The following is a 17,520-nucleotide window of genomic DNA, read 5'->3' as shown; positions in this document are numbered from 1 at the left end:
GAATCCGGACATCATCGGCATCGCATTCGCGAGAGAGAACGTCATGGACTCAGGTACTGGATCGACCACGGAAGAGCCGCCCGTCAAGTCTGCGCGACGGCTGCTGCCCGAGGAACGCGAGAAGCAGATCGTCGAAAAGGCGATCGAACATTTCACCCGAAACGGCTTTGGCGGCAGTACCCGGGAGCTGGCCCGACAGATCGGTGTGACGCAACCCCTGCTCTATCGTTATTTCGATAGCAAGGAAGCCCTCATCGAGCGCGTGTACAACGAGGTCTTCCAATGGCGTCCTGACTGGGATCGGCAAATCACCGACCGCTCGATGCCACTGGCGGAGCGGCTCCATGCTTTTTACCTCGACTATTCATCGGTGATCCTCCGCGAAGAATGGATCCGGCTGTTCATCTTTGCCGGCCTGACGCACGAAGGCATCAACAAGAAGTACCTCGGCAAGCTGCGCAGCAAGGTCTTCCTGCCTGTGCTGGCCGAAGTCAGGGACGCATTCGGGATTGAGGCACCGCGCAAAGCTGAAGAGACTGAGGCGGAGATCGAGATGATCTGGAGCCTGCACGCGGCCATCTTCTATATCGGCGTCCGCAAGTGGATCTATGGTCTCAAGGTCCCGACCGACATGGACGCCATGATCCGTCAGAAGGTAGACATGTTCCTGCATGGCGCCCCGGCGGCAATGCGCGCATTGCGCGCAAGCGCTGGATAAACAAACCGCTGGGTCATCATGGCGCAAACCGCCAGTGTTCCAGCCAGCATACCGAGGGACGAAGAGGTGTGCGCGTGAGAGGAGAACCCCGTCGCGAAGGCGACGGCAGCCATTTCCAGCTTACGACCAAGTTTGTGATTGCATGTCATTGCGGCTACCGTTTTTTGCCTGTGCCCAGTCAGGGTGGCCCGGCTCTTGATGCCGCGCCACCCACCTTGGATATCAGTATTCGGTCACCGGCGCATGCACCGGCGCGATCGACGCGTGCGGGGTCTGCGTGCGCTGCGCGGCCTTGTGGACCATCGTGTAGGCGTAGTCGATGCCCATGCCGTAGGCGCCCGAGTGTTGCTTGGCCAGGCCGGTCACGGCGTCGTACGTTTCCTTGTTCTTCCAGTCACGCTGCCATTCCAGCAGCACCTGCTGCCACGTCACCGGCACCACGCCGGCCTGGATCATGCGTTGCATGGCGTAGTCGTGCGCTTCCTTGGTCGTGCCGCCCGAGGCATCGGCCACCATGTAGATCTCGTAGTCCCCTTCCAGCATCGCGCTCAGGGCGAAGGTCGTGTTGCAGACCTCGGTCCACAGGCCGGCCACGACGATCTTCTTGCGGCCGTTGGCGGCCAGCGCGTCGCGCACCTTCTGGTCATCCCACGAGTTCATCGAGGTGCGTTCCAGCGTCTGCTGGCCCGGGAAGACGTCGAGGATTTCGGGGTAGGTGTAACCGGAGAACGACTCGGACTCCACCGTGGTGATCGTCGTCGGCACATCGAAGATCTTGGCCGCCTTGGCCAGGCCCACCACATTGTTCTTCATGGTCTGGCGGTCCATCGACTGCACACCGAAGGCCATCTGCGGCTGGTGGTCGATGATGATCAGCTGGCTGTTGCGCGGGGTCAGGACTTGCAGCTTGGCGTTGGTGGCGTTCGACATGGTGGTTTCTCCGGTAGCTAAAGGTTGATTCATTCAGTTTTATTGCTTTTCGCTGTTCGCCGTTGTTTTGTTGTGGCGTTGCGATGGGATGAACTATACGGGGCGATAAGTGACGTAAATCCGCTGAAGTCTCACGTAGTTATTCAAATTTTTTGAAATTGGATTTTTCCACCGCGCTTTTGCACGATAGACTCCACCCGAGCCGTTCTTGACACGGCGCCGGAGCTGCCGATGGTCCGCCTGCTGATGCTGCTGCTGGGAGTCGATTACCTGCGTACCCGATGGAAGGGGCTGGCCTGGGCCGGGGCGGTCAGCATGGTGGTGGGCACCGTGCTGTTCGTCGATGCGCTGGACGGCAAACTCGATTTTCCGATCGAGCCCTTCGCCTGGCTGCTGCTGCTCGAAGGACTGGCCACGCTGGCCGTGGCCTCGACCGGCATGGGCGGGCAGCGGACGCTGCGCTACGTCAAGGGCGTCGCCTTCAGTGTGGCGGCGATTCTCGTGCTGGCCGGCCATCACCATGGCCACATGATCCTGTCGTTGATCTTTGGCACGCTGTTTCTTGCCGATGGCCTGCTGCAGGTGGCTTCGGCGCATGTCGTGCGCTTTCGCACCTGGCGTCTGGCAATGGCCGGCGGCCTGCTCGAAATCGCGCTTGCCATCTTCTTCATCCAACCCTATCCGACTCACTACGTTGGCACGGTGCCGTACTGCGTGGGGCTCGGGTTGATCTTCGGCGGCTGGAACATGTTGCTGCTGGCGTCGCGCGTACGGCGTCTGCCCGCCGGTCCTGGCTCGAGGGATGATCCGGCGTTCACGTCGGACGGGGCTGCCAGACGGCGGCTGACGACATGGCGCGGCCCGCCTGCCGCAGACGAGCGCGCGTTGATCGTTCATGTGTGGACGCCGGTGGGCACCGCCAAGGCCGAGGCGCAGCGCCAGCCGATCATCGACCGCTACATCGCCGCCGTGGACCGCGACGGCGTCATTTCGACAGGCCATGCCGCGCTGGAGTCGCCGGAGGGGATCTATATCAGCCTCTATCCGGCCGTCGAGATCGACCGCTCTCCGGACGATTTTGCTCGCCTGCTGCGCGCCACGCGCGAGAACGACGTGCCCGGATTGTTCCAGCCGGACTATCCCACCGAATCAAGCGCGTGGTGTCCGTCCACGGTGCAGGTGCGCATTCGCAACTACGATGCCGAACGCCTGCGAACCTTCTGGCACGACGATCGGCAGAACACCACCTACAACCTGACGCACCGCAACTGCTCAAGTACCGTGGCGCAAGCGCTGGACGCCGCGCTGGAGGGCGCCGCCGCGCGCGTCTGGGCGCGCCTCGATGGCTGGTGGCCGCTGTTGCGGCTGCTTCTGACGCCGGAACTGTGGGTTGCCGCCCATCTGCGCAAGCGCGCTACCACCATGGCGTGGACGCCCGGCCTGACGCTCGACTACGCGCGCGCCATGAGCATGCTGGCCGATCCGCGCCCCTTCGCTTGGGCGACGGTGCTGGACGGGCTGACTGCACGACGATCCGGGCGCCAGTCGCGCTAGTTCACCGGACGGTTCCTGACCAGCCACGCTGCCATCCGACACAGGCGCCGATGCCGCAGATAAAAAAACCCCGCACATTGCGGGGTTTTTCTTCACAAGAACGGCTGACGGAGGATCAGAACGGAATATCGTCATCCATATCTTCAAAGCCGTTCGACGGGCTTTGCTGCGGGCGGCGTTGACCGCCGCCTTGTGCGCCGCCACCCTGGGCGCCGCCCTGGGCACGGCCGCCGCCGTAGCCGCCGCCACCACCGCCTGCGCCAGCACCACCGGCGCCGCCCTGGGCTTCGCGGCTGTAGCCGCCGCCACCGCCGCCGAAGCTGCCTTCCTCACCGCCGCCCGCCGAGCGGCCGCCCAGCATCTGCATCTGGTCCGCGACGATTTCGGTGCTGTACTTGTCCTGGCCAGCCTGGTCCTGCCACTTGCGCGTGCGGATGCGGCCTTCGATATAGACCGACGAGCCCTTCTTCAGGTACTGGCCGGCGATCTCCGCCAGCTTGCCGAAGAACGCGATGCGGTGCCACTCGGTGGCTTCCTTGAACTCGCCGGACTGCTTGTCCTTGTAGCGATCGGTCGTCGCCAGGCGAATGTTCGTCACGGCGTCGCCGCTGGGCATGTAGCGGGTTTCCGGGTCGGCGCCCAGGTTACCGACGAGAATGACTTTGTTGACCGATGCCATGTAAATGTTCTCCAAGAACCGCGCCCCGCTTCCCTGCGGCGGCACGGCATGACTGATTTGCTTGTGGGTCGTCCGTCACAGGACGTAAACGACAACACGGTAAACGACATCACGCGCCCCCGGATATCCGGTCGGGCGCGTGTAGATGCTAACCCCGTTAAGACGAAAAAGCGTTTCGGACTGCTACGGATATGACAACAAGTGTGTCTAACCCGCCACTGCCGACGCACCCTCCTGCCCGCGGGCCGGTGGCGCCTTCATGCTCCACGCGATTATAAGCCAGAGCACCAGCACGGCCGCGCAACCGAGGAATACCGCGCTGCGCCCCTCGTGCTTGAGCAGCCAGCCGCCCACCACACCGCCCAGGAACAGCCCCAGCGCCTGCGTGGTGTTGTAAACCCCCAGCGCCGCGCCCCGCCCGGCCGCCGCGTAGCGCGACACCAGCGACGGCTGCATGGCCTCCAGCACGTTGAATGCAACAAAGAACAGCAGCAGTACACCCACTATCGGCCACAGGCCCTGCACCGCCGCGAACAGCAGCTGCACCACCGTCATCAGCGCCACCGAGGCCAGCAGCACCGGGCGCACCCGGCCATAGCGCTCGGCAGCCATCATCGGCCCCAGCATCAGCACGAAGGAGACCAGCACCACGGGCAGGTAGACCTTCCAATGCTGGTCCAGCGGCATACCGGCGTCGGCCAGCATGGCCGGCACGACCATGAACATCGCCACCTGGCTGGCGTGCAGCGCCAGCACGCCCACGTTCATGCGGATCAGGTCCGCATTCAGCAGCACCTGCCGGAACGGCATGCGCACCGGATGCGGCGGCGGGGGGGCCGGCACCAGGAACAGCGTCACGCCGATGGCCAGCACGCCCAGCACCGCCATCAGCCCGAAGATGCCGGACATGCCGATGCTCTTCAGCAGCGGCGAGGCAATCACCAGCGAGAGCGCGAAGGTCAGCCCGATGCTGCCGCCGACCATCGCCATGGCCTTGGTGCGATGGCGCTCGCGCGTCAGGTCGGCAATGCAGGCGGTGATGGCCGCCGAGATGGCGCCCATGCCCTGCATCGCCCGGCCAATGGTGATGCCAGCCAGGGTGTCCGAGAACGCCGCGACCAGCGCGCCGGCCACGAACAGCAGCAGCCCGGCCACCATGACCGGCTTGCGGCCGATGCGGTCGGACAGCCAGCCCAGCGGAATATGGAGGAAGGCCTGCATCAGGCCATAGATGCCCATGGCCAGGCCGATGCGCTGGGCGTCCTGTCCGTCGGGCAGGCCGCGCGCGTACTCGGCGAACACCGGCAGGATCAGGAACAGGCCCAGCATGCGCAGCGCGAAGATGCTCGCCAGCGAGAGACTGGCACGCAACTCGCTTTTCGTCATGCGGTCGCGCGCGGGCGCCGTCTGGGCGGCCGGGTCGGCAAGATTGGCGGGCTGGGGAGAAGAAGGAATCGACGGCATTGCGCTCGTGAATGGAAATCTGACTCGGTCGATGCGAAGCACCCGGATGGTGGGCCATGTGGCGCCCGTCCGCATGCCGGATGGCCAACGGGCAACCCGGGAAACCGAAGTTCGGTATATTAGCAGGTTTGCTTCCCCGCGCTTTCCGGGTCACGCGGCGGCCGAACCGCCGCCTGGCGCCTGGGTCGGAGCGGCGCTTCAGGCGTTGTGCAAGGCACTTTGAACATTCCGTGAGACCGACCTGTCCGCCCCCGGCGGCAGCGGCGGCCTGGCTGGGCAACTAATCGGTATATGGAAGAAATCAAGATCCGTGGGGCGCGTACCCACAACCTGAAGAACATCAACCTCGACCTGCCGCGCAACAAGCTCATCGTGATCACGGGGCTGTCGGGGTCCGGCAAGTCGTCGCTGGCGTTCGACACGCTCTATGCCGAGGGCCAGCGCCGCTACGTCGAATCGCTGTCCGCCTACGCCCGCCAGTTCCTGCAGTTGATGGAGAAGCCCGATGTCGATCTGATCGAGGGCCTCTCCCCGGCCATCTCGATCGAGCAGAAGGCCACCAGCCACAACCCGCGCTCCACCGTGGGCACGGTCACCGAGATCCACGACTACCTGCGCCTGCTGTTCGCGCGCGCCGGCACGCCCTACTGCCCGGACCACCACATCGCGCTCCAGGCGCAGAGCGTCTCCCAGATGGTGGACGCCGCGCTGGCCCTGCCCGAGGACACCAAGCTGATGATCCTGGCGCCCGTGGTGGCGGACCGCAAGGGCGAGCATTCGGACTTGTTCGATACGATGCAGGCCCAGGGCTTCGTGCGTTTCCGCGTGCGCTCGGGCGGCGGCACGGCCCATGAGGCCGAGGCGAAGGTCTACGACATCGACTCGCTGCCCAAGCTCAAGAAGACCGAGAAACACAGCATCGAGGTGGTGGTGGACCGCGTGAAGGTACGCGCCGACCTCAAGCAGCGCCTGGCCGAATCGTTCGAAACCGCGCTGCGGCTGGCCGACGGCCGTGCCATCGCGCTGGAGATGGATACCGGGCACGAGCACGTGTTCAGTTCGCGCTTCGCCTGCCCGATCTGCTCGTATTCCCTTCAGGAACTGGAGCCCCGGCTGTTCTCGTTCAACAACCCGATGGGCGCCTGCCAGAGCTGCGACGGGCTGGGCCAGATCACCTTCTTCGATCCGAAGCGCGTGGTGGCCTTCCCCAATCTCTCGCTGGCCTCGGGCGCCATCAAGGGCTGGGACCGCCGCAACCAGTTCTACTTCCAGATGCTGCAAAGCCTGGCGGCGTTCTACGACTTCGACACCGATACCGCGTTCGAGGACCTGCCCGCCAACGTCCAGCAGGTGGTGCTGCACGGCTCGGGCGAGGTAGAGATCCCGTTCACGTATATCAACGAGAAAGGCCGCACCACGGTGCGCGCCCATGTGTTCGAGGGGATCATCCCGAACCTGGAGCGCCGCTACCGCGAGACCGATTCGGCGGCCGTGCGCGAGGAACTCGCCAAGTACCAGAACAACCAGCCCTGCCCGTCCTGCGAAGGCACCCGGCTGCGCACCGAGGCGCGCCACGTGAAGGTGGGCGAGGACGACCAGGCGCGGGCCATCTACGAGGTCAACGGCTGGCCGCTGCGCGACGCGCTGACGTGGTTCCTGACCCTGAACCTGCACGGCGCCAAGCGCGAGATTGCCGACAAGATCGTCAAGGAAATCACTGCGCGGCTGAACTTCCTGAACAACGTGGGGCTGGACTACCTGTCGCTGGAGCGCAGCGCCGACACGCTCTCGGGCGGCGAGGCCCAGCGCATCCGGCTGGCCTCCCAGATCGGCTCCGGGCTGACCGGCGTGATGTATGTGCTCGATGAGCCATCCATCGGCCTGCACCAACGCGACAACGACCGCCTGATCGGCACGCTCAAGCATCTGCGCGACATCGGCAACTCGGTGCTGGTGGTGGAGCACGACGAGGACATGATCCGCGCCTGCGACTACGTCGTGGACATCGGCCCCGGTGCCGGGGTACATGGCGGGATGATCGTGGCCGAGGGCACGCCGCCGCAGATCGAAGAGGCGCCGGGCTCGCTGACGGGCCAGTACCTGTCCGGCAAGCGCCGCATCGAGGTGCCCAAGACGCGCGCCAATCCGGACGAGGAGCGGCTGCTGCGCATCGTCAACGCCACCGGCAACAACCTGCGCAACGTGACCGCCGAGATTCCGGTGGGGCTGCTGACCTGCATCACCGGGGTGTCCGGCTCGGGCAAGTCCACGCTGATCAACGACACGCTCTACCACGCCGTGGCGCGCCACCTGTACGGCAGCACGGCCGAGCCGGCCGCGCACGACCATATCGAAGGGCTGGAGCACTTCGACAAGGTCATCAACGTCGACCAGAGCCCGATCGGTCGCACGCCGCGCTCGAACCCCGCCACCTACACCGGCCTGTTCACGCCGATCCGCGAGCTGTTCGCGGGCGTGCCGTCGGCCAAGGAGCGCGGCTACGATCCGGGCCGGTTCTCGTTCAATGTGAAGGGCGGCCGCTGCGAGTCCTGCCAGGGCGACGGCGTGATCAAGGTGGAGATGCACTTCCTGCCCGACGTCTACGTGCCGTGCGATGTCTGCCACGGCCAGCGCTACAACCGCGAGACGCTGGAAGTCCTCTACAAGGGCAAGAGCATTTCCGAGGTGCTGGACCTGACCGTGGAGCAGGCCCACGAGTTCTTCAGCGCCGTGCCGGTGGTGCGCCGCAAGCTGCAGACACTGCTGGATGTGGGGCTGGGCTATATCCGGCTGGGCCAGTCGGCCACCACGCTGTCTGGCGGGGAGGCGCAGCGGGTGAAGCTGTCGCTCGAACTGTCCAAGCGCGACACCGGCCGCACGCTCTACATCCTCGACGAGCCGACCACGGGCCTGCACTTCCATGACATCGAGCTGCTGCTCAAGGTCATCCACAAGCTGCGCGACCAGGGCAACACGGTGGTGATCATCGAACACAACCTGGATGTCATCAAGACCGCCGACTGGCTGCTGGACATGGGCCCCGAAGGCGGCGCCGGCGGCGGGCAGGTGATCGCCAAGGGCACGCCCGAGACCGTGGCCAAGAGCCGCGCCAGCTTCACTGGCAAGTACCTCGCCCCGCTGCTCAAGCGGGGATAAGACCGCACCCCGGGCGCGCTACCGCGTCTGGGCTTCCGGCACACCGGTCACGCCGGCGGGCGGGTCTTCCTTCATCCGGCTGCGGTTCATCAGCCCGGCCTGCTCCAGCACCGGGTAGGCCGTGGCGCAGAACAGCGAGTTGAGTCGCTTCATTTCGCTGATGACGTCCAGGTGGAGCGAGCTGGTCTCGATGCTCTCCGTCGTCTGCACCGCCACGCGCTGCAAATGCGTCCGCGCGTACTTCCGCTCCAGTTCGCGGAAGTTGGCCTTCTCGCCCATCAGCTGCTGGGCGCTGCGGATATCCCCGTTCAGGAACACCGACAAACCCAGGCGCAGGTTGGCCACCAGCCGGCCATGCATCTCGGTGATCTCCTGCATGCCGGCCTCGGAGAACGCCAGGTTGTGGGCGATCTTCTTGTCCTTGGCGTCCAGGATCACCCGTTCGATCAGGTCGCCCGCATGTTCGAGGTTGATGGTCAGCGAGATGATTTCCGTCCAGCGCTGGCCGTCGTGCTCGTCCAGCGCCTCGGTACTGATCTGGGTCAGGTACAGCTTGATGGCCGTGTAGAGGTCGTCCACCTCGTTGTCGATGCGGCAGGTGGCCGTGGCGAGCTTGGCGTCGTTGGTGCGCAGCACGCGCAGCATGTTGTCCAGCATCTGCTCGATGCGGTCGCCGATGCGGAGCACCTCGCGCGCGGCATTGGACAGCGCCAGCGTGGGCGTGGGCAGCGCGGCGGGGTCGAGGTGGCGCGGCGTGACCTGGCTGTCGCCGGTGTTGCGGCCGGGCAGGATGGCCTCGCAGATCCGCGCCAGGGGCGCCGTGGCCCCCAGCAGCAGCGCGGCCAGCGCCAGGTTGAACAGCAGGTGGAAATTGACGATGAGCCGCTGCGGGTCGGTGCTGACCAGCGCCAGCAGTTCCTCGGCCTGGTTCAGCAGCGGCAGCGCGATCACGCACCCGAGCAGCCGCGACAGCAGGTTGCCCAGCGTCACGCGCTTGCCCGGCTGGTTGTTGCCCGAGGTGGTCAGCAGCGCCGAGATCCCCGACCCCAGGTTGGCGCCGAGCACCAGCGCCAGCGCCACATGGATCGACACCACGCCCGCCGACGCCAGCGCGCCGCAGAACAGCACCACGGCCAGGCTCGAATAGCAGAGGATGGTCAGCACCGCGCCAATCAGCATGTCGAGCGCGGCATCGCCGGTCAGCGTGCTGAACAGCACCTTCACGCCGGCCGCCTGCACCACGGGGCGCGTGGCGATCGAGATCAGCTCCAGCGCGAGCGTAATCAGCCCGAGCCCGATCAGCACCCGGCCCACGTGCCCGGGGCGGCTGCCCTTCCAGCTCAGGTGGAGAATCACGCCGACGAAGATCAGCAGCGGCGAGAGCCACGACAGGTCCATCGAGAAGACCTGCACCATCAGCGCGGTGCCGACGTTGGCGCCGAGCATGATGGCGAGCGCGGGCGCCACGGCGATCAGGCCCTGTCCCACGAACGAACTGACGATGACGGCGGTGGCGTTGCTGCTCTGCACAAGCCCGGTCACGCCGAGCCCGGCCGCGAAAGCCGTGAAGCGGTTCGACACGCTGACTGACAGCACATGGCGCAGATTGGCGCCATACACGCGCAGGATGCCGACCTTGACGATGTTGGTGCCCCAGACCAGGAGCGCCACGCCAGATAGAAGATGGAGAAGTACGCCCATTGCGCGTCCTTATTCCTTCGTGACCGGTGCCGATGTCAGCAATCGAGGCTCCGCCCGGTCATCATGTTGTTGTCAAGGGGGCATTATGCGCCGCGCCCCCGGACCCGGCAATGGAGGGGAAAACAACGGCGGGCGCGGGCGCAGGGCTCAGTGGCCCTCGAAATTGCAGACCGTGAACAGCGGCAGGCCGCTCTTGTGCAACAGCTTCGAGCCGCCGAGTTCAGGCAGGTCGACGATCGCCGCGCCCTCCACCACGGTCGCACCCAGACGCTCCAGCAGCTTGCGGCCGGCCATCATGGTGCCGCCGGTGGCGATCAGGTCGTCGACCAGCAACACGCGGTCGCCGGGCTTGCAGGCGTCGGCGTGGATCTCCACGGTGGCGCTGCCGTACTCGAGCTCGTACTCCTCGGCCACGGTCTGGAACGGCAGCTTGCCCTTCTTGCGGATCGGCACGAAGCCGAGGTTCAGCTCGTACGCGATGATCGAGCCGAGGATGAAGCCGCGCGCGTCGATGCCGGCCACGAGGTCCAGCTCCTGGTCCATGTAGCGGTGCACGAATACGTCGATCAGCACGCGCAGGGTCTTGGGGTTCTGCAGCAGCGGGGTGATGTCGCGGAACATCACGCCGGGCTGGGGCCAGTCCGGCACGGTGCGGATGCGGTCACGCAGGTAACCGGTGACGTCGCCGAGGTCGGGGGACTGGATGAGGGAATCTGCCATGGGGATTTGCGTCGAAATGGAAATCGCGTGCCGCCTGCGGTAACGGGCTACCACCCGCCCCGCGCAGGGCCGCCGCACAATGGCCCGGCCGGCCTGGACCGGCTCCGGACACCCGTAACCATACAGGAGACTGCAATGGCCAAGAAAATTCTGATGCTGGTTGGCGACTTCGCCGAAGACTACGAAACGATGGTGCCCTTCCAGGCACTCCAGATGGTGGGCCACGTGGTCCACGCCGTCTGCCCGGACAAGAAGGCCGGCGACCACTGCGCCACGGCCATCCACGACTTCGAGGGCGACCAGACCTACACCGAGAAGCGCGGCCACAACTTCACGCTGAACGCGACGTTTGCCGATGTCGATCCGGCTGCGTATGACGCAATCGTCATTCCGGGCGGCCGCGCCCCCGAATACCTCCGCCTGAACGACCGCGTGCTGGAGATCGTGCGCCACTTCGCCACGGCGAACAAGCCGATCGCGGCGGTCTGCCACGGCGCCCAGTTGCTGGCCGCGGCCGGCGTGCTCGAAGGCCGCACCTGCTCCGCCTACCCGGCCTGTGCGCCGGAAGTCCGGCTGGCGGGCGGCAAGTACGCCGATATTCCGGTCGATCAGGCCCATACCGACGGCAACCTCGTCACCGCGCCCGCGTGGCCGGCCCACCCGGCATGGCTGGCCCAGTTCCTGACCGTGCTCGGGACCCGGATCACCCAGTAGTCATCCAGTCGACGTACAGTAGAGCCTTCCGAACGCGGCGCCAGCCCCCGGCGCCGCCGTCGCAGGAGGCATGCCGATGTGCGAGATCTTCGTCCGGGCCAATCCCGATTCCTACCAGACCCAGTCCCGCTCGCTGCGGCTGCACGGCGTGGCCACGAGCATCCGCCTGGAAAACCTGTTCTGGGAAGTGCTGGAGGAACTGGCGCAGCGCGACGCGATGACGGTCAACCAGTTGCTGACCCGGCTCCATGACGAACTGGCCGAGCATCGCGGCGAAGTGTCGCTGTCGGCCAATTTCGCGTCATTCCTGCGTGTGTGCTGCTTGCGTTACCTGATGCTGCAGGGCGAAGGGCGGATTCCAGCCGATAGCCACGTGCCGATCCGATCACTTGACGCCCACGCGGTGCTGGACGGCCTGCCGCCGTCCTGGGGCGGCGAAGGCTCCTCCCTCAATTCCTGAGCCGCTCTCTATATATAGAGGCGCTCAATCCCGCAGCAGCCGTTCCTCGGCGGACTCCAGTGCCTCCGGCGTGCCACGCAGCACCACGATATCGCCCGGTTCCAGCACGGTCTCCGGCTGCGGATCGAAGGCGCGGATGCCGCGCCGGCGCACCGCCGTCACCTCCACCCCGATCCGCTCCAGCCCCAGCGCGCCCAGCCGGCGGCCCACGGCCGTGTGCTCGGCGCCGAGCGAGACCGAATGGAGCCGCACGGTGTCGCGCTCGATCATGTCCTCTTCGTCGTCCCGACCGTGGAAGTAGCCGCGCAGCAGGCTGTAGCGCGCGTCACGGGCCTGCTGCACGCCGCGCACCACGCGCCGCATCGGCACACCCAGCAGCACCAGCGCGTGCGAGGCCAGCATCAGGCTGCCCTCGATGATCTCGGGCACCACCTCGGTGGCGCCGGCCTTCTGGAGCGTGTCCAGCTCGGAATCGTCCACGGTCCGCACGATCACGGGCAGCGCCGGCGCCAGCTCCTGCACGTGGTGCAGCACCCGCAGCGCCGACGGCGTGTTGGCATAGGTCACAATCAGCGCGGCGGCGCGGTGGATACCAGCGGCGATCAGCGCCTCGCGGCGGCCGGCATCGCCATAGACCACGGTGTCGCCGGCCCCGGCGGCCTCGCGCACGCGGTCCGGGTCGAGGTCGAGCGCCACGTAGTTGATGCCCTCGCGCTCGAGCATATGCGCCAGGTTCTGCCCGCTGCGGCCAAATCCGCAGATGATCGCGTGCTTCTCGGTCTGCAGGCTCTGGGCGGCGATGCGGGTCATGTTCAGCGACTGCATCAGCCATTCGTTGGCGGCAAAGCGCAGCACGATGGTGTCGCTGTACTGGATCAGGAACGGCGCCGCCAGCATCGACAGCAGCATCGAGGCCAGGATGACCTGGATCAGCACCGGATCCACCAGCCCGATACCATCGATCTGGTTCAGCAGCACGAAGCCGAACTCCCCCGCCTGCGCCAGCCCCAGCCCGGTACGGATGGCCACGCCCTGCCGGGAGCCGAACAGCCGCGCCAGCACCGTGATCAGCACCAGCTTGAACAGGATCGGCACGAACAGCAGGCCCAGCACCAGCCAGATGTGGTCGATCACCACATTGATGTTCAACAGCATGCCGATGGTGACGAAGAACAGCCCCAGCAGCACGTCGCGGAACGGCTTGATGTCCTCCTCCACCTGGTGCCGGTAAGGCGTTTCCGAGATCAGCATGCCGGCCATGAACGCGCCGAGCGCCATCGACAAACCCAGCCGCTCGGTCAGCGCGGCCATGCCGAGCGTGACCAGCAGCAGGTTCAGCATGAACAGTTCCTGCGAGCGCCGCGCCGCCACCACGTGGAACCAGCGGCTCATCACGCGCTGGCCAAGGAAGAAGATCAGGCCGAGGGCCACCACGATCTTGACCGTGGCCACCCCCAGCGCCGCCGCCAGCTCGCCGGGGTCGCGCGAGAGCGCCGGGATGACGATCAGCAGCGGCACCACGGCCAGATCCTGGAACAGCAGCACGCTGATGATGTTGCGGCCGTGCTCCGCCTCCAGCTCCATGCGCTCGGAAAGCATCTTGGAGACGATGGCCGTCGAGGACATGGCCAGCGCCCCGCCCAGCGCCACCGAGGCCTGCCAGGTCAGCCCGATCCAGGCCGAGAGCGCCCATCCGGCCGCTACCACGAGCAGCATCGTCAGCACCACCTGGGAGCCGCCCAGCCCGAATACGAGCCGTTTCATCGAGCGGAGCTTGCCCAGGTTGAACTCGAGCCCGATCGAGAACATCAGGAAGACCACGCCGAATTCGGCCAGGTACTTGGTCTGGGCGGAATCGTTGGCCAGCGCGAGCGCGTGGGGACCGATCAGGATGCCCACCGCCAGGTAGCCCAGCATGGGTGGCAGTTGCAGCATGCGGAAGGCCACCACGCCAAGAACGGCGGCGGCCAGCAGCACGAGGGTCAGTTCCAGCGGAGAATGCATTCGGCGGGCTTCGGGGAAGACTTGGGGCTTGACCTGGAACGAGCCGGCCGGGCACGCGCGCCGTCCCGGCATCGGTGCCTCGCCGGGGAAACACGGCAAGCGGCGGTCGCCCGGACCCCATGGCAGAAAAGCCGGGCCGGTCGCCATCGCATTCGTTGGTATACTTCGTCGCCATGATAGCCAATTTCGATGCGGAACGAGCACTTAAGCTCGCTCGCCACACCCTCCAGATCGAAGCCGACGCCGTTTCCGCGCTGGCTGACCGACTGACGCCCGCGTTTACCAAGGCGGTCCAGATGATCCTGGGCTGCACCGGACGCGTGGTCGTGTCCGGCATCGGCAAGTCCGGCCATATCGGCCGCAAAGTGGCGGCCACGCTGGCTTCCACGGGTACGCCGTCGTTCTTCGTGCACCCGGCCGAGGCCAGCCACGGCGACCTGGGCATGATCACCCGCGACGACGTGCTGATTGCGTTCTCCAATTCCGGCGAGACGGCCGAGCTGCTGTCGATCGTCCCGATCGTCAAGCGCATCGGCGCCGGGCTGATCTCGGTCACCGGGAACCCGGAATCGAACCTCGCCAAGCTGTCCGATGCCCATCTGGACGGCGCCGTGGCCCAGGAGGCCTGCCCGCTGAACCTGGCCCCGACGGCCAGCACCACGGCGGCGCTGGCGCTGGGCGACGCCTTGGCCGTGGCCGTGCTGGACGCGCGCGGCTTTGGCGAGGAAGACTTCGCCCGTTCGCACCCGGGCGGCGCGCTGGGCCGCAAGCTGCTGACCCACGTGCGCGACGTCATGCGCACCGGCAACGGCGTGCCCGAGGTGCGTGAAAACACCCCGCTGGCCCAGGCGCTGATGGAAATCACCCGCAAGGGCCTGGCCATGACGGCCGTGGTGGACCCGGACGGCCACGCCATCGGCGTGTTCACCGACGGCGACCTGCGCCGCCTGCTGGAAACCCCGCGCGACTGGCGCACCGTGCCCATCGGCGAGGTCATGCACCGTAACCCCCACGTGGTGAACCAGGACCAGCTGGCCGTGGAAGCCGTGCAGATCATGGAAGCGAACCGCATCAACCAGCTGCTGGTGGTCGATGGCGACGGCAAGCTCGTGGGCGCGCTCCACATCCATGACCTGACCCGCGCCAAGGTCATCTGAGCGGGGCCGGCGATGCGCGACTTCTTCGGCAGGATCTCCGGTCTGGTCATGCGGCTGCTGCCGCTGCTGCTGATGGCGATGGTCGCCGGCAGCACGTTCTGGCTGGTGCAGATCAACTCGCCCCATGAGGACGAGGCCGCCCAGAACCGCGCCAAGCGCCATGAGGCGGACTACTACATGGACCGCTTCTCGGCCACGGAACTGGACACGACCGGCGCCACCAAGATGCGCTTCACCGGCGTGAAGATGATCCATTTCGAGGACGACCAGACCTACGAGGTGACCACGCCGGCCATGCGCGCCTACCAGCCGGACCGCCCCCCGGTCACGGTCAACGCGGACCGGGGCGTGATGAACTCGGAGGGCTCGGTCATCGACCTGTACGGCAATGCCTTCCTGGTACGGCAACCCGGCGTGGATCCGTCGAAGGACCCGCGCATGACCGCTGCATCGCAATATTTCCAGTTGCTGGTCAATGACGACATCGTCAAGACCGATAAAGCGGTACAACTCACGCGCGGCCCGTCGGTGATGACGGCCAACGGACTGGTCTTCAACAATGTCACGCGCGAAGTACAATTGCTCGGCAACGTACGCGGCACCATCGTCATGAATCCGCCGTCGGGGCAGGCCCGGACCACGCAGTAAGCACAACAACAAGCACGCCAGGCGCCGGCAACGGATCGCCCGTCATTCTCTCAGCTGACCAACATGACCCCATCCCTGACGACGTTGTCCTGTCGCCGCATCGTGCCCGCCCTGGCGGTGGCAATCGCCGCGCTCGGCGCGACCCTGGCCCAGCCGGCCCTGGCGGAGCGTGCCGACAAGGACAAGCCGCTGGTGCTGGAGGCCAACAACGCCAGCTATGACGACGTGAAGCAGATCTACACGCTGACCGGCAACGTCGTGCTGACCAAGGGCACGATGGTGCTGAAGTCGGACGCCGCGCAGATCCGCACCGACCCCGAGGGCTACCAGTACGCGGTGGCCACGGCCAATCCGGGCCGCCAGGCGTATATCCGCCAGAAGCGCGACGGCGTGGACGAATACATCGACGGCTGGGGCGACCGCATCGAGTACGACGGCAAGCAGGAAATGTCGAAGCTGATCGGTCATGCCCGCGCGGCGCGCATCGCCGGCGCGAAGACCGTCGACGAGATCCGCGGCGCCGTGATCACCTACGACAGCCGCAACGAGTACTACACGGCTGCCGGCGGCGACAACAACACCTCCACCGGCAACCCGTCCGGCCGCGTGCGCGCCGTGCTCTCGCCGCGCGCGGACCCGGCCAGCGGCGCCGCCGCGCCGCCGCCGCTGGAACTGAAGCCGGCGCCCGCGCCCGGCAAGCCCTGAACCCCGGACGCGCCCGCCGCGTCACGCATGCATTGACCTGATGAACGACTCCGCCACGCTCGCCCCGAACGCCTCCGCAGCCCCGTCGGCCGCCCGTACCGACAGCAGCACGCTGGTCGTGCGCCACCTGAAGAAGCGCTACGGTTCGCGCACCGTGGTCAAGGACGTCTCGCTGGACGTGAAGAGCGGCGAGGTGGTCGGCCTGCTCGGTCCGAACGGCGCCGGCAAGACCACGTCGTTCTACATGATCGTGGGCCTGGTGGCACTGGATGAGGGCGACATCGTGCTGGACGACCAGCACATCAGCGGCCTGCCGATCCACGAGCGCGCCCGCATGGGCCTGTCCTACCTGCCGCAGGAGGCCTCGGTCTTCCGCAAGCTCAACGTCGAGGAAAACATCCGCGCCGTGCTCGAGTTGCAATTGGAGAAGGGCAAGCCGCTGCCGAAGGCCGAGATCGAACGCCGCCTGGATTCGCTGCTGGATGACCTGCAGATCGCCCATCTGCGCAACAACCCGGCGCTGTCGCTCTCCGGCGGCGAGCGCCGCCGCGTGGAAATTGCCCGGGCGCTGGCCTCCGCGCCGCGCTTCATCCTGCTGGACGAGCCGTTCGCCGGCGTGGACCCCATCGCCGTGGGCGAAATCCAGCGCATCGTGAGCTTCCTGAAGGCGCGCAACATCGGCGTGCTGATCACCGACCACAACGTGCGCGAGACGCTCGGCATCTGCGACCACGCCTACATCATCAGCGAAGGCACGGTGCTGGCCGCCGGCCAGCCTGAGGAAATCATCGCCAACGAGTCCGTGCGACGCGTGTACCTGGGCGAAAATTTCCGCATGTGACCCATCGGCCGCCGCGTGCGGCCGCGCTTCTCCCGGCCTCCACGGCGACAGCCGGGGTCGATCAGGAAG

Annotated in this window: 15 protein-coding genes; 9 read left to right on the top strand and 6 right to left on the bottom strand. The window is 66.3% G+C overall.

The features are described from left to right. Window positions 1-43: 43 nt before the first annotated feature. The gene (locus BM115_RS06260; protein WP_092291724.1) at window positions 44-718 is read left to right on the top strand and encodes a TetR/AcrR family transcriptional regulator; all 675 of its coding nucleotides are present in this window, start codon (window positions 44-46) and stop codon (window positions 716-718) included. 222 nt (window positions 719-940) lie between these two features. Here BM115_RS06260 and BM115_RS06255 read toward each other — a convergent pair whose 3' ends face one another. Next, window positions 941-1,648, bottom strand: a complete 708-nt coding sequence (locus BM115_RS06255; RefSeq protein ID WP_092291722.1) for a hydrolase — start codon at window positions 1,646-1,648, stop codon at window positions 941-943. Between the two features lie 231 nt (window positions 1,649-1,879). Between BM115_RS06255 and BM115_RS06250 the strand changes: the two genes are divergently transcribed. Further along, complete coding sequence (locus BM115_RS06250) at window positions 1,880-3,202, top strand: HdeD family acid-resistance protein (RefSeq protein WP_092291721.1); 1,323 nt, start codon at window positions 1,880-1,882, stop codon at window positions 3,200-3,202. Between the two features lie 115 nt (window positions 3,203-3,317). On the opposite strand, the gene BM115_RS06245 is transcribed toward BM115_RS06250, so the two are convergent. Together BM115_RS06245 and BM115_RS06240 are read right to left on the bottom strand one after the other, a co-directional pair. After that, window positions 3,318-3,881 carry a single-stranded DNA-binding protein gene (locus tag BM115_RS06245; RefSeq protein ID WP_092291718.1) on the bottom strand — a complete coding sequence of 188 codons (564 nt, stop codon included), beginning with the start codon at window positions 3,879-3,881 and terminating at the stop codon, window positions 3,318-3,320. 207 nt (window positions 3,882-4,088) lie between these two features. Further along, window positions 4,089-5,345 (bottom strand): MFS transporter, encoded by a 1,257-nt coding sequence (locus tag BM115_RS06240; RefSeq protein WP_092291716.1) that lies wholly within the window; start codon window positions 5,343-5,345, stop codon window positions 4,089-4,091. 291 nt (window positions 5,346-5,636) lie between these two features. Here BM115_RS06240 and uvrA point away from each other — a divergent pair, with 291 nt between their 5' ends. After that, window positions 5,637-8,501, top strand: a complete 2,865-nt coding sequence (uvrA, locus tag BM115_RS06235) for an excinuclease ABC subunit UvrA (protein WP_092291714.1) — start codon at window positions 5,637-5,639, stop codon at window positions 8,499-8,501. Window positions 8,502-8,519: 18 nt separating this feature from the next. Here the strand turns inward: uvrA and BM115_RS06230 are convergent, their stop codons facing one another. Together BM115_RS06230 and BM115_RS06225 are read right to left on the bottom strand one after the other, a co-directional pair. Next, window positions 8,520-10,202 carry a Na/Pi cotransporter family protein gene (locus tag BM115_RS06230; RefSeq protein ID WP_092291712.1) on the bottom strand — a complete coding sequence of 561 codons (1,683 nt, stop codon included), beginning with the start codon at window positions 10,200-10,202 and terminating at the stop codon, window positions 8,520-8,522. A gap of 147 nt (window positions 10,203-10,349) precedes the next feature. Continuing rightward, the gene (locus BM115_RS06225) at window positions 10,350-10,922 is read right to left on the bottom strand and encodes an adenine phosphoribosyltransferase (protein WP_092291710.1); all 573 of its coding nucleotides are present in this window, start codon (window positions 10,920-10,922) and stop codon (window positions 10,350-10,352) included. A 135-nt stretch (window positions 10,923-11,057) separates the two neighbouring features. On the opposite strand from BM115_RS06225, the gene BM115_RS06220 reads away from it, so the two are divergent. After that, on the top strand, window positions 11,058-11,636 hold the full coding sequence (locus tag BM115_RS06220) for a DJ-1/PfpI family protein (protein WP_092291708.1): 579 nt from the start codon (window positions 11,058-11,060) through the stop codon (window positions 11,634-11,636). Window positions 11,637-11,712: 76 nt separating this feature from the next. Then, window positions 11,713-12,096 carry a ribbon-helix-helix domain-containing protein gene (locus BM115_RS06215; protein WP_092291706.1) on the top strand — a complete coding sequence of 128 codons (384 nt, stop codon included), beginning with the start codon at window positions 11,713-11,715 and terminating at the stop codon, window positions 12,094-12,096. Between the two features lie 24 nt (window positions 12,097-12,120). Here the strand turns inward: BM115_RS06215 and BM115_RS06210 are convergent, their stop codons facing one another. After that, a complete protein-coding gene (locus BM115_RS06210) occupies window positions 12,121-14,100 on the bottom strand; it encodes a monovalent cation:proton antiporter family protein (protein ID WP_092291704.1) in 1,980 nt (659 codons plus the stop codon). Window positions 14,101-14,273: 173 nt separating this feature from the next. On the opposite strand from BM115_RS06210, the gene BM115_RS06205 reads away from it, so the two are divergent. The 4 genes from BM115_RS06205 to lptB all read left to right on the top strand — a co-directional run bounded on the left by BM115_RS06205 (window position 14,274) and on the right by lptB (window position 17,451). Continuing rightward, window positions 14,274-15,257: a KpsF/GutQ family sugar-phosphate isomerase gene (locus BM115_RS06205; protein ID WP_092292131.1), complete on the top strand. Its 984-nt coding sequence runs from the start codon at window positions 14,274-14,276 to the stop codon at window positions 15,255-15,257. A 12-nt stretch (window positions 15,258-15,269) separates the two neighbouring features. Beyond that, window positions 15,270-15,905 carry an LPS export ABC transporter periplasmic protein LptC gene (lptC, locus tag BM115_RS06200; RefSeq protein WP_092291702.1) on the top strand — a complete coding sequence of 212 codons (636 nt, stop codon included), beginning with the start codon at window positions 15,270-15,272 and terminating at the stop codon, window positions 15,903-15,905. A 63-nt stretch (window positions 15,906-15,968) separates the two neighbouring features. Beyond that, a complete protein-coding gene (gene lptA, locus BM115_RS06195) occupies window positions 15,969-16,610 on the top strand; it encodes a lipopolysaccharide transport periplasmic protein LptA (RefSeq protein WP_092291700.1) in 642 nt (213 codons plus the stop codon). Window positions 16,611-16,650: 40 nt separating this feature from the next. Further along, window positions 16,651-17,451, top strand: coding sequence for an LPS export ABC transporter ATP-binding protein (gene lptB / locus BM115_RS06190; RefSeq protein WP_092291698.1), 801 nt, complete (start codon window positions 16,651-16,653; stop codon window positions 17,449-17,451). The last annotated feature ends 69 nt before the right edge of the window (window positions 17,452-17,520 follow it).

Origin of the sequence: Cupriavidus sp. OV096 (assembly GCF_900115455.1) — a bacterium.
Lineage (GTDB): Bacteria > Pseudomonadota > Gammaproteobacteria > Burkholderiales > Burkholderiaceae > Cupriavidus.
The sequence above is the reverse complement of the archived record's forward strand: the minus strand, read 5'-3'. Positions and strand labels throughout refer to the sequence as shown.

What these genes read in the sequence shown, in the direction of transcription:
- BM115_RS06250 (WP_092291721.1), top strand. Translation starts at nt 1,880, where the DNA reads ATGGTCCGCCTGCTGATGCTGCTGCTGGGAGTCGATTACCTGCGTACC.
- BM115_RS06240 (WP_092291716.1), bottom strand. Translation starts at nt 5,345, where the DNA reads ATGCCGTCGATTCCTTCTTCTCCCCAGCCCGCCAATCTTGCCGACCCG.
- BM115_RS06205 (WP_092292131.1), top strand. Translation starts at nt 14,274, where the DNA reads ATGATAGCCAATTTCGATGCGGAACGAGCACTTAAGCTCGCTCGCCAC.
- BM115_RS06210 (WP_092291704.1), bottom strand. Translation starts at nt 14,100, where the DNA reads ATGCATTCTCCGCTGGAACTGACCCTCGTGCTGCTGGCCGCCGCCGTT.
- uvrA (WP_092291714.1), top strand. Translation starts at nt 5,637, where the DNA reads ATGGAAGAAATCAAGATCCGTGGGGCGCGTACCCACAACCTGAAGAAC.
- BM115_RS06260 (WP_092291724.1), top strand. Translation starts at nt 44, where the DNA reads ATGGACTCAGGTACTGGATCGACCACGGAAGAGCCGCCCGTCAAGTCT.
- BM115_RS06225 (WP_092291710.1), bottom strand. Translation starts at nt 10,922, where the DNA reads ATGGCAGATTCCCTCATCCAGTCCCCCGACCTCGGCGACGTCACCGGT.
- BM115_RS06245 (WP_092291718.1), bottom strand. Translation starts at nt 3,881, where the DNA reads ATGGCATCGGTCAACAAAGTCATTCTCGTCGGTAACCTGGGCGCCGAC.
- lptC (WP_092291702.1), top strand. Translation starts at nt 15,270, where the DNA reads ATGCGCGACTTCTTCGGCAGGATCTCCGGTCTGGTCATGCGGCTGCTG.
- lptB (WP_092291698.1), top strand. Translation starts at nt 16,651, where the DNA reads ATGAACGACTCCGCCACGCTCGCCCCGAACGCCTCCGCAGCCCCGTCG.
- BM115_RS06230 (WP_092291712.1), bottom strand. Translation starts at nt 10,202, where the DNA reads ATGGGCGTACTTCTCCATCTTCTATCTGGCGTGGCGCTCCTGGTCTGG.
- BM115_RS06215 (WP_092291706.1), top strand. Translation starts at nt 11,713, where the DNA reads ATGTGCGAGATCTTCGTCCGGGCCAATCCCGATTCCTACCAGACCCAG.
- BM115_RS06255 (WP_092291722.1), bottom strand. Translation starts at nt 1,648, where the DNA reads ATGTCGAACGCCACCAACGCCAAGCTGCAAGTCCTGACCCCGCGCAAC.
- BM115_RS06220 (WP_092291708.1), top strand. Translation starts at nt 11,058, where the DNA reads ATGGCCAAGAAAATTCTGATGCTGGTTGGCGACTTCGCCGAAGACTAC.
- lptA (WP_092291700.1), top strand. Translation starts at nt 15,969, where the DNA reads ATGACCCCATCCCTGACGACGTTGTCCTGTCGCCGCATCGTGCCCGCC.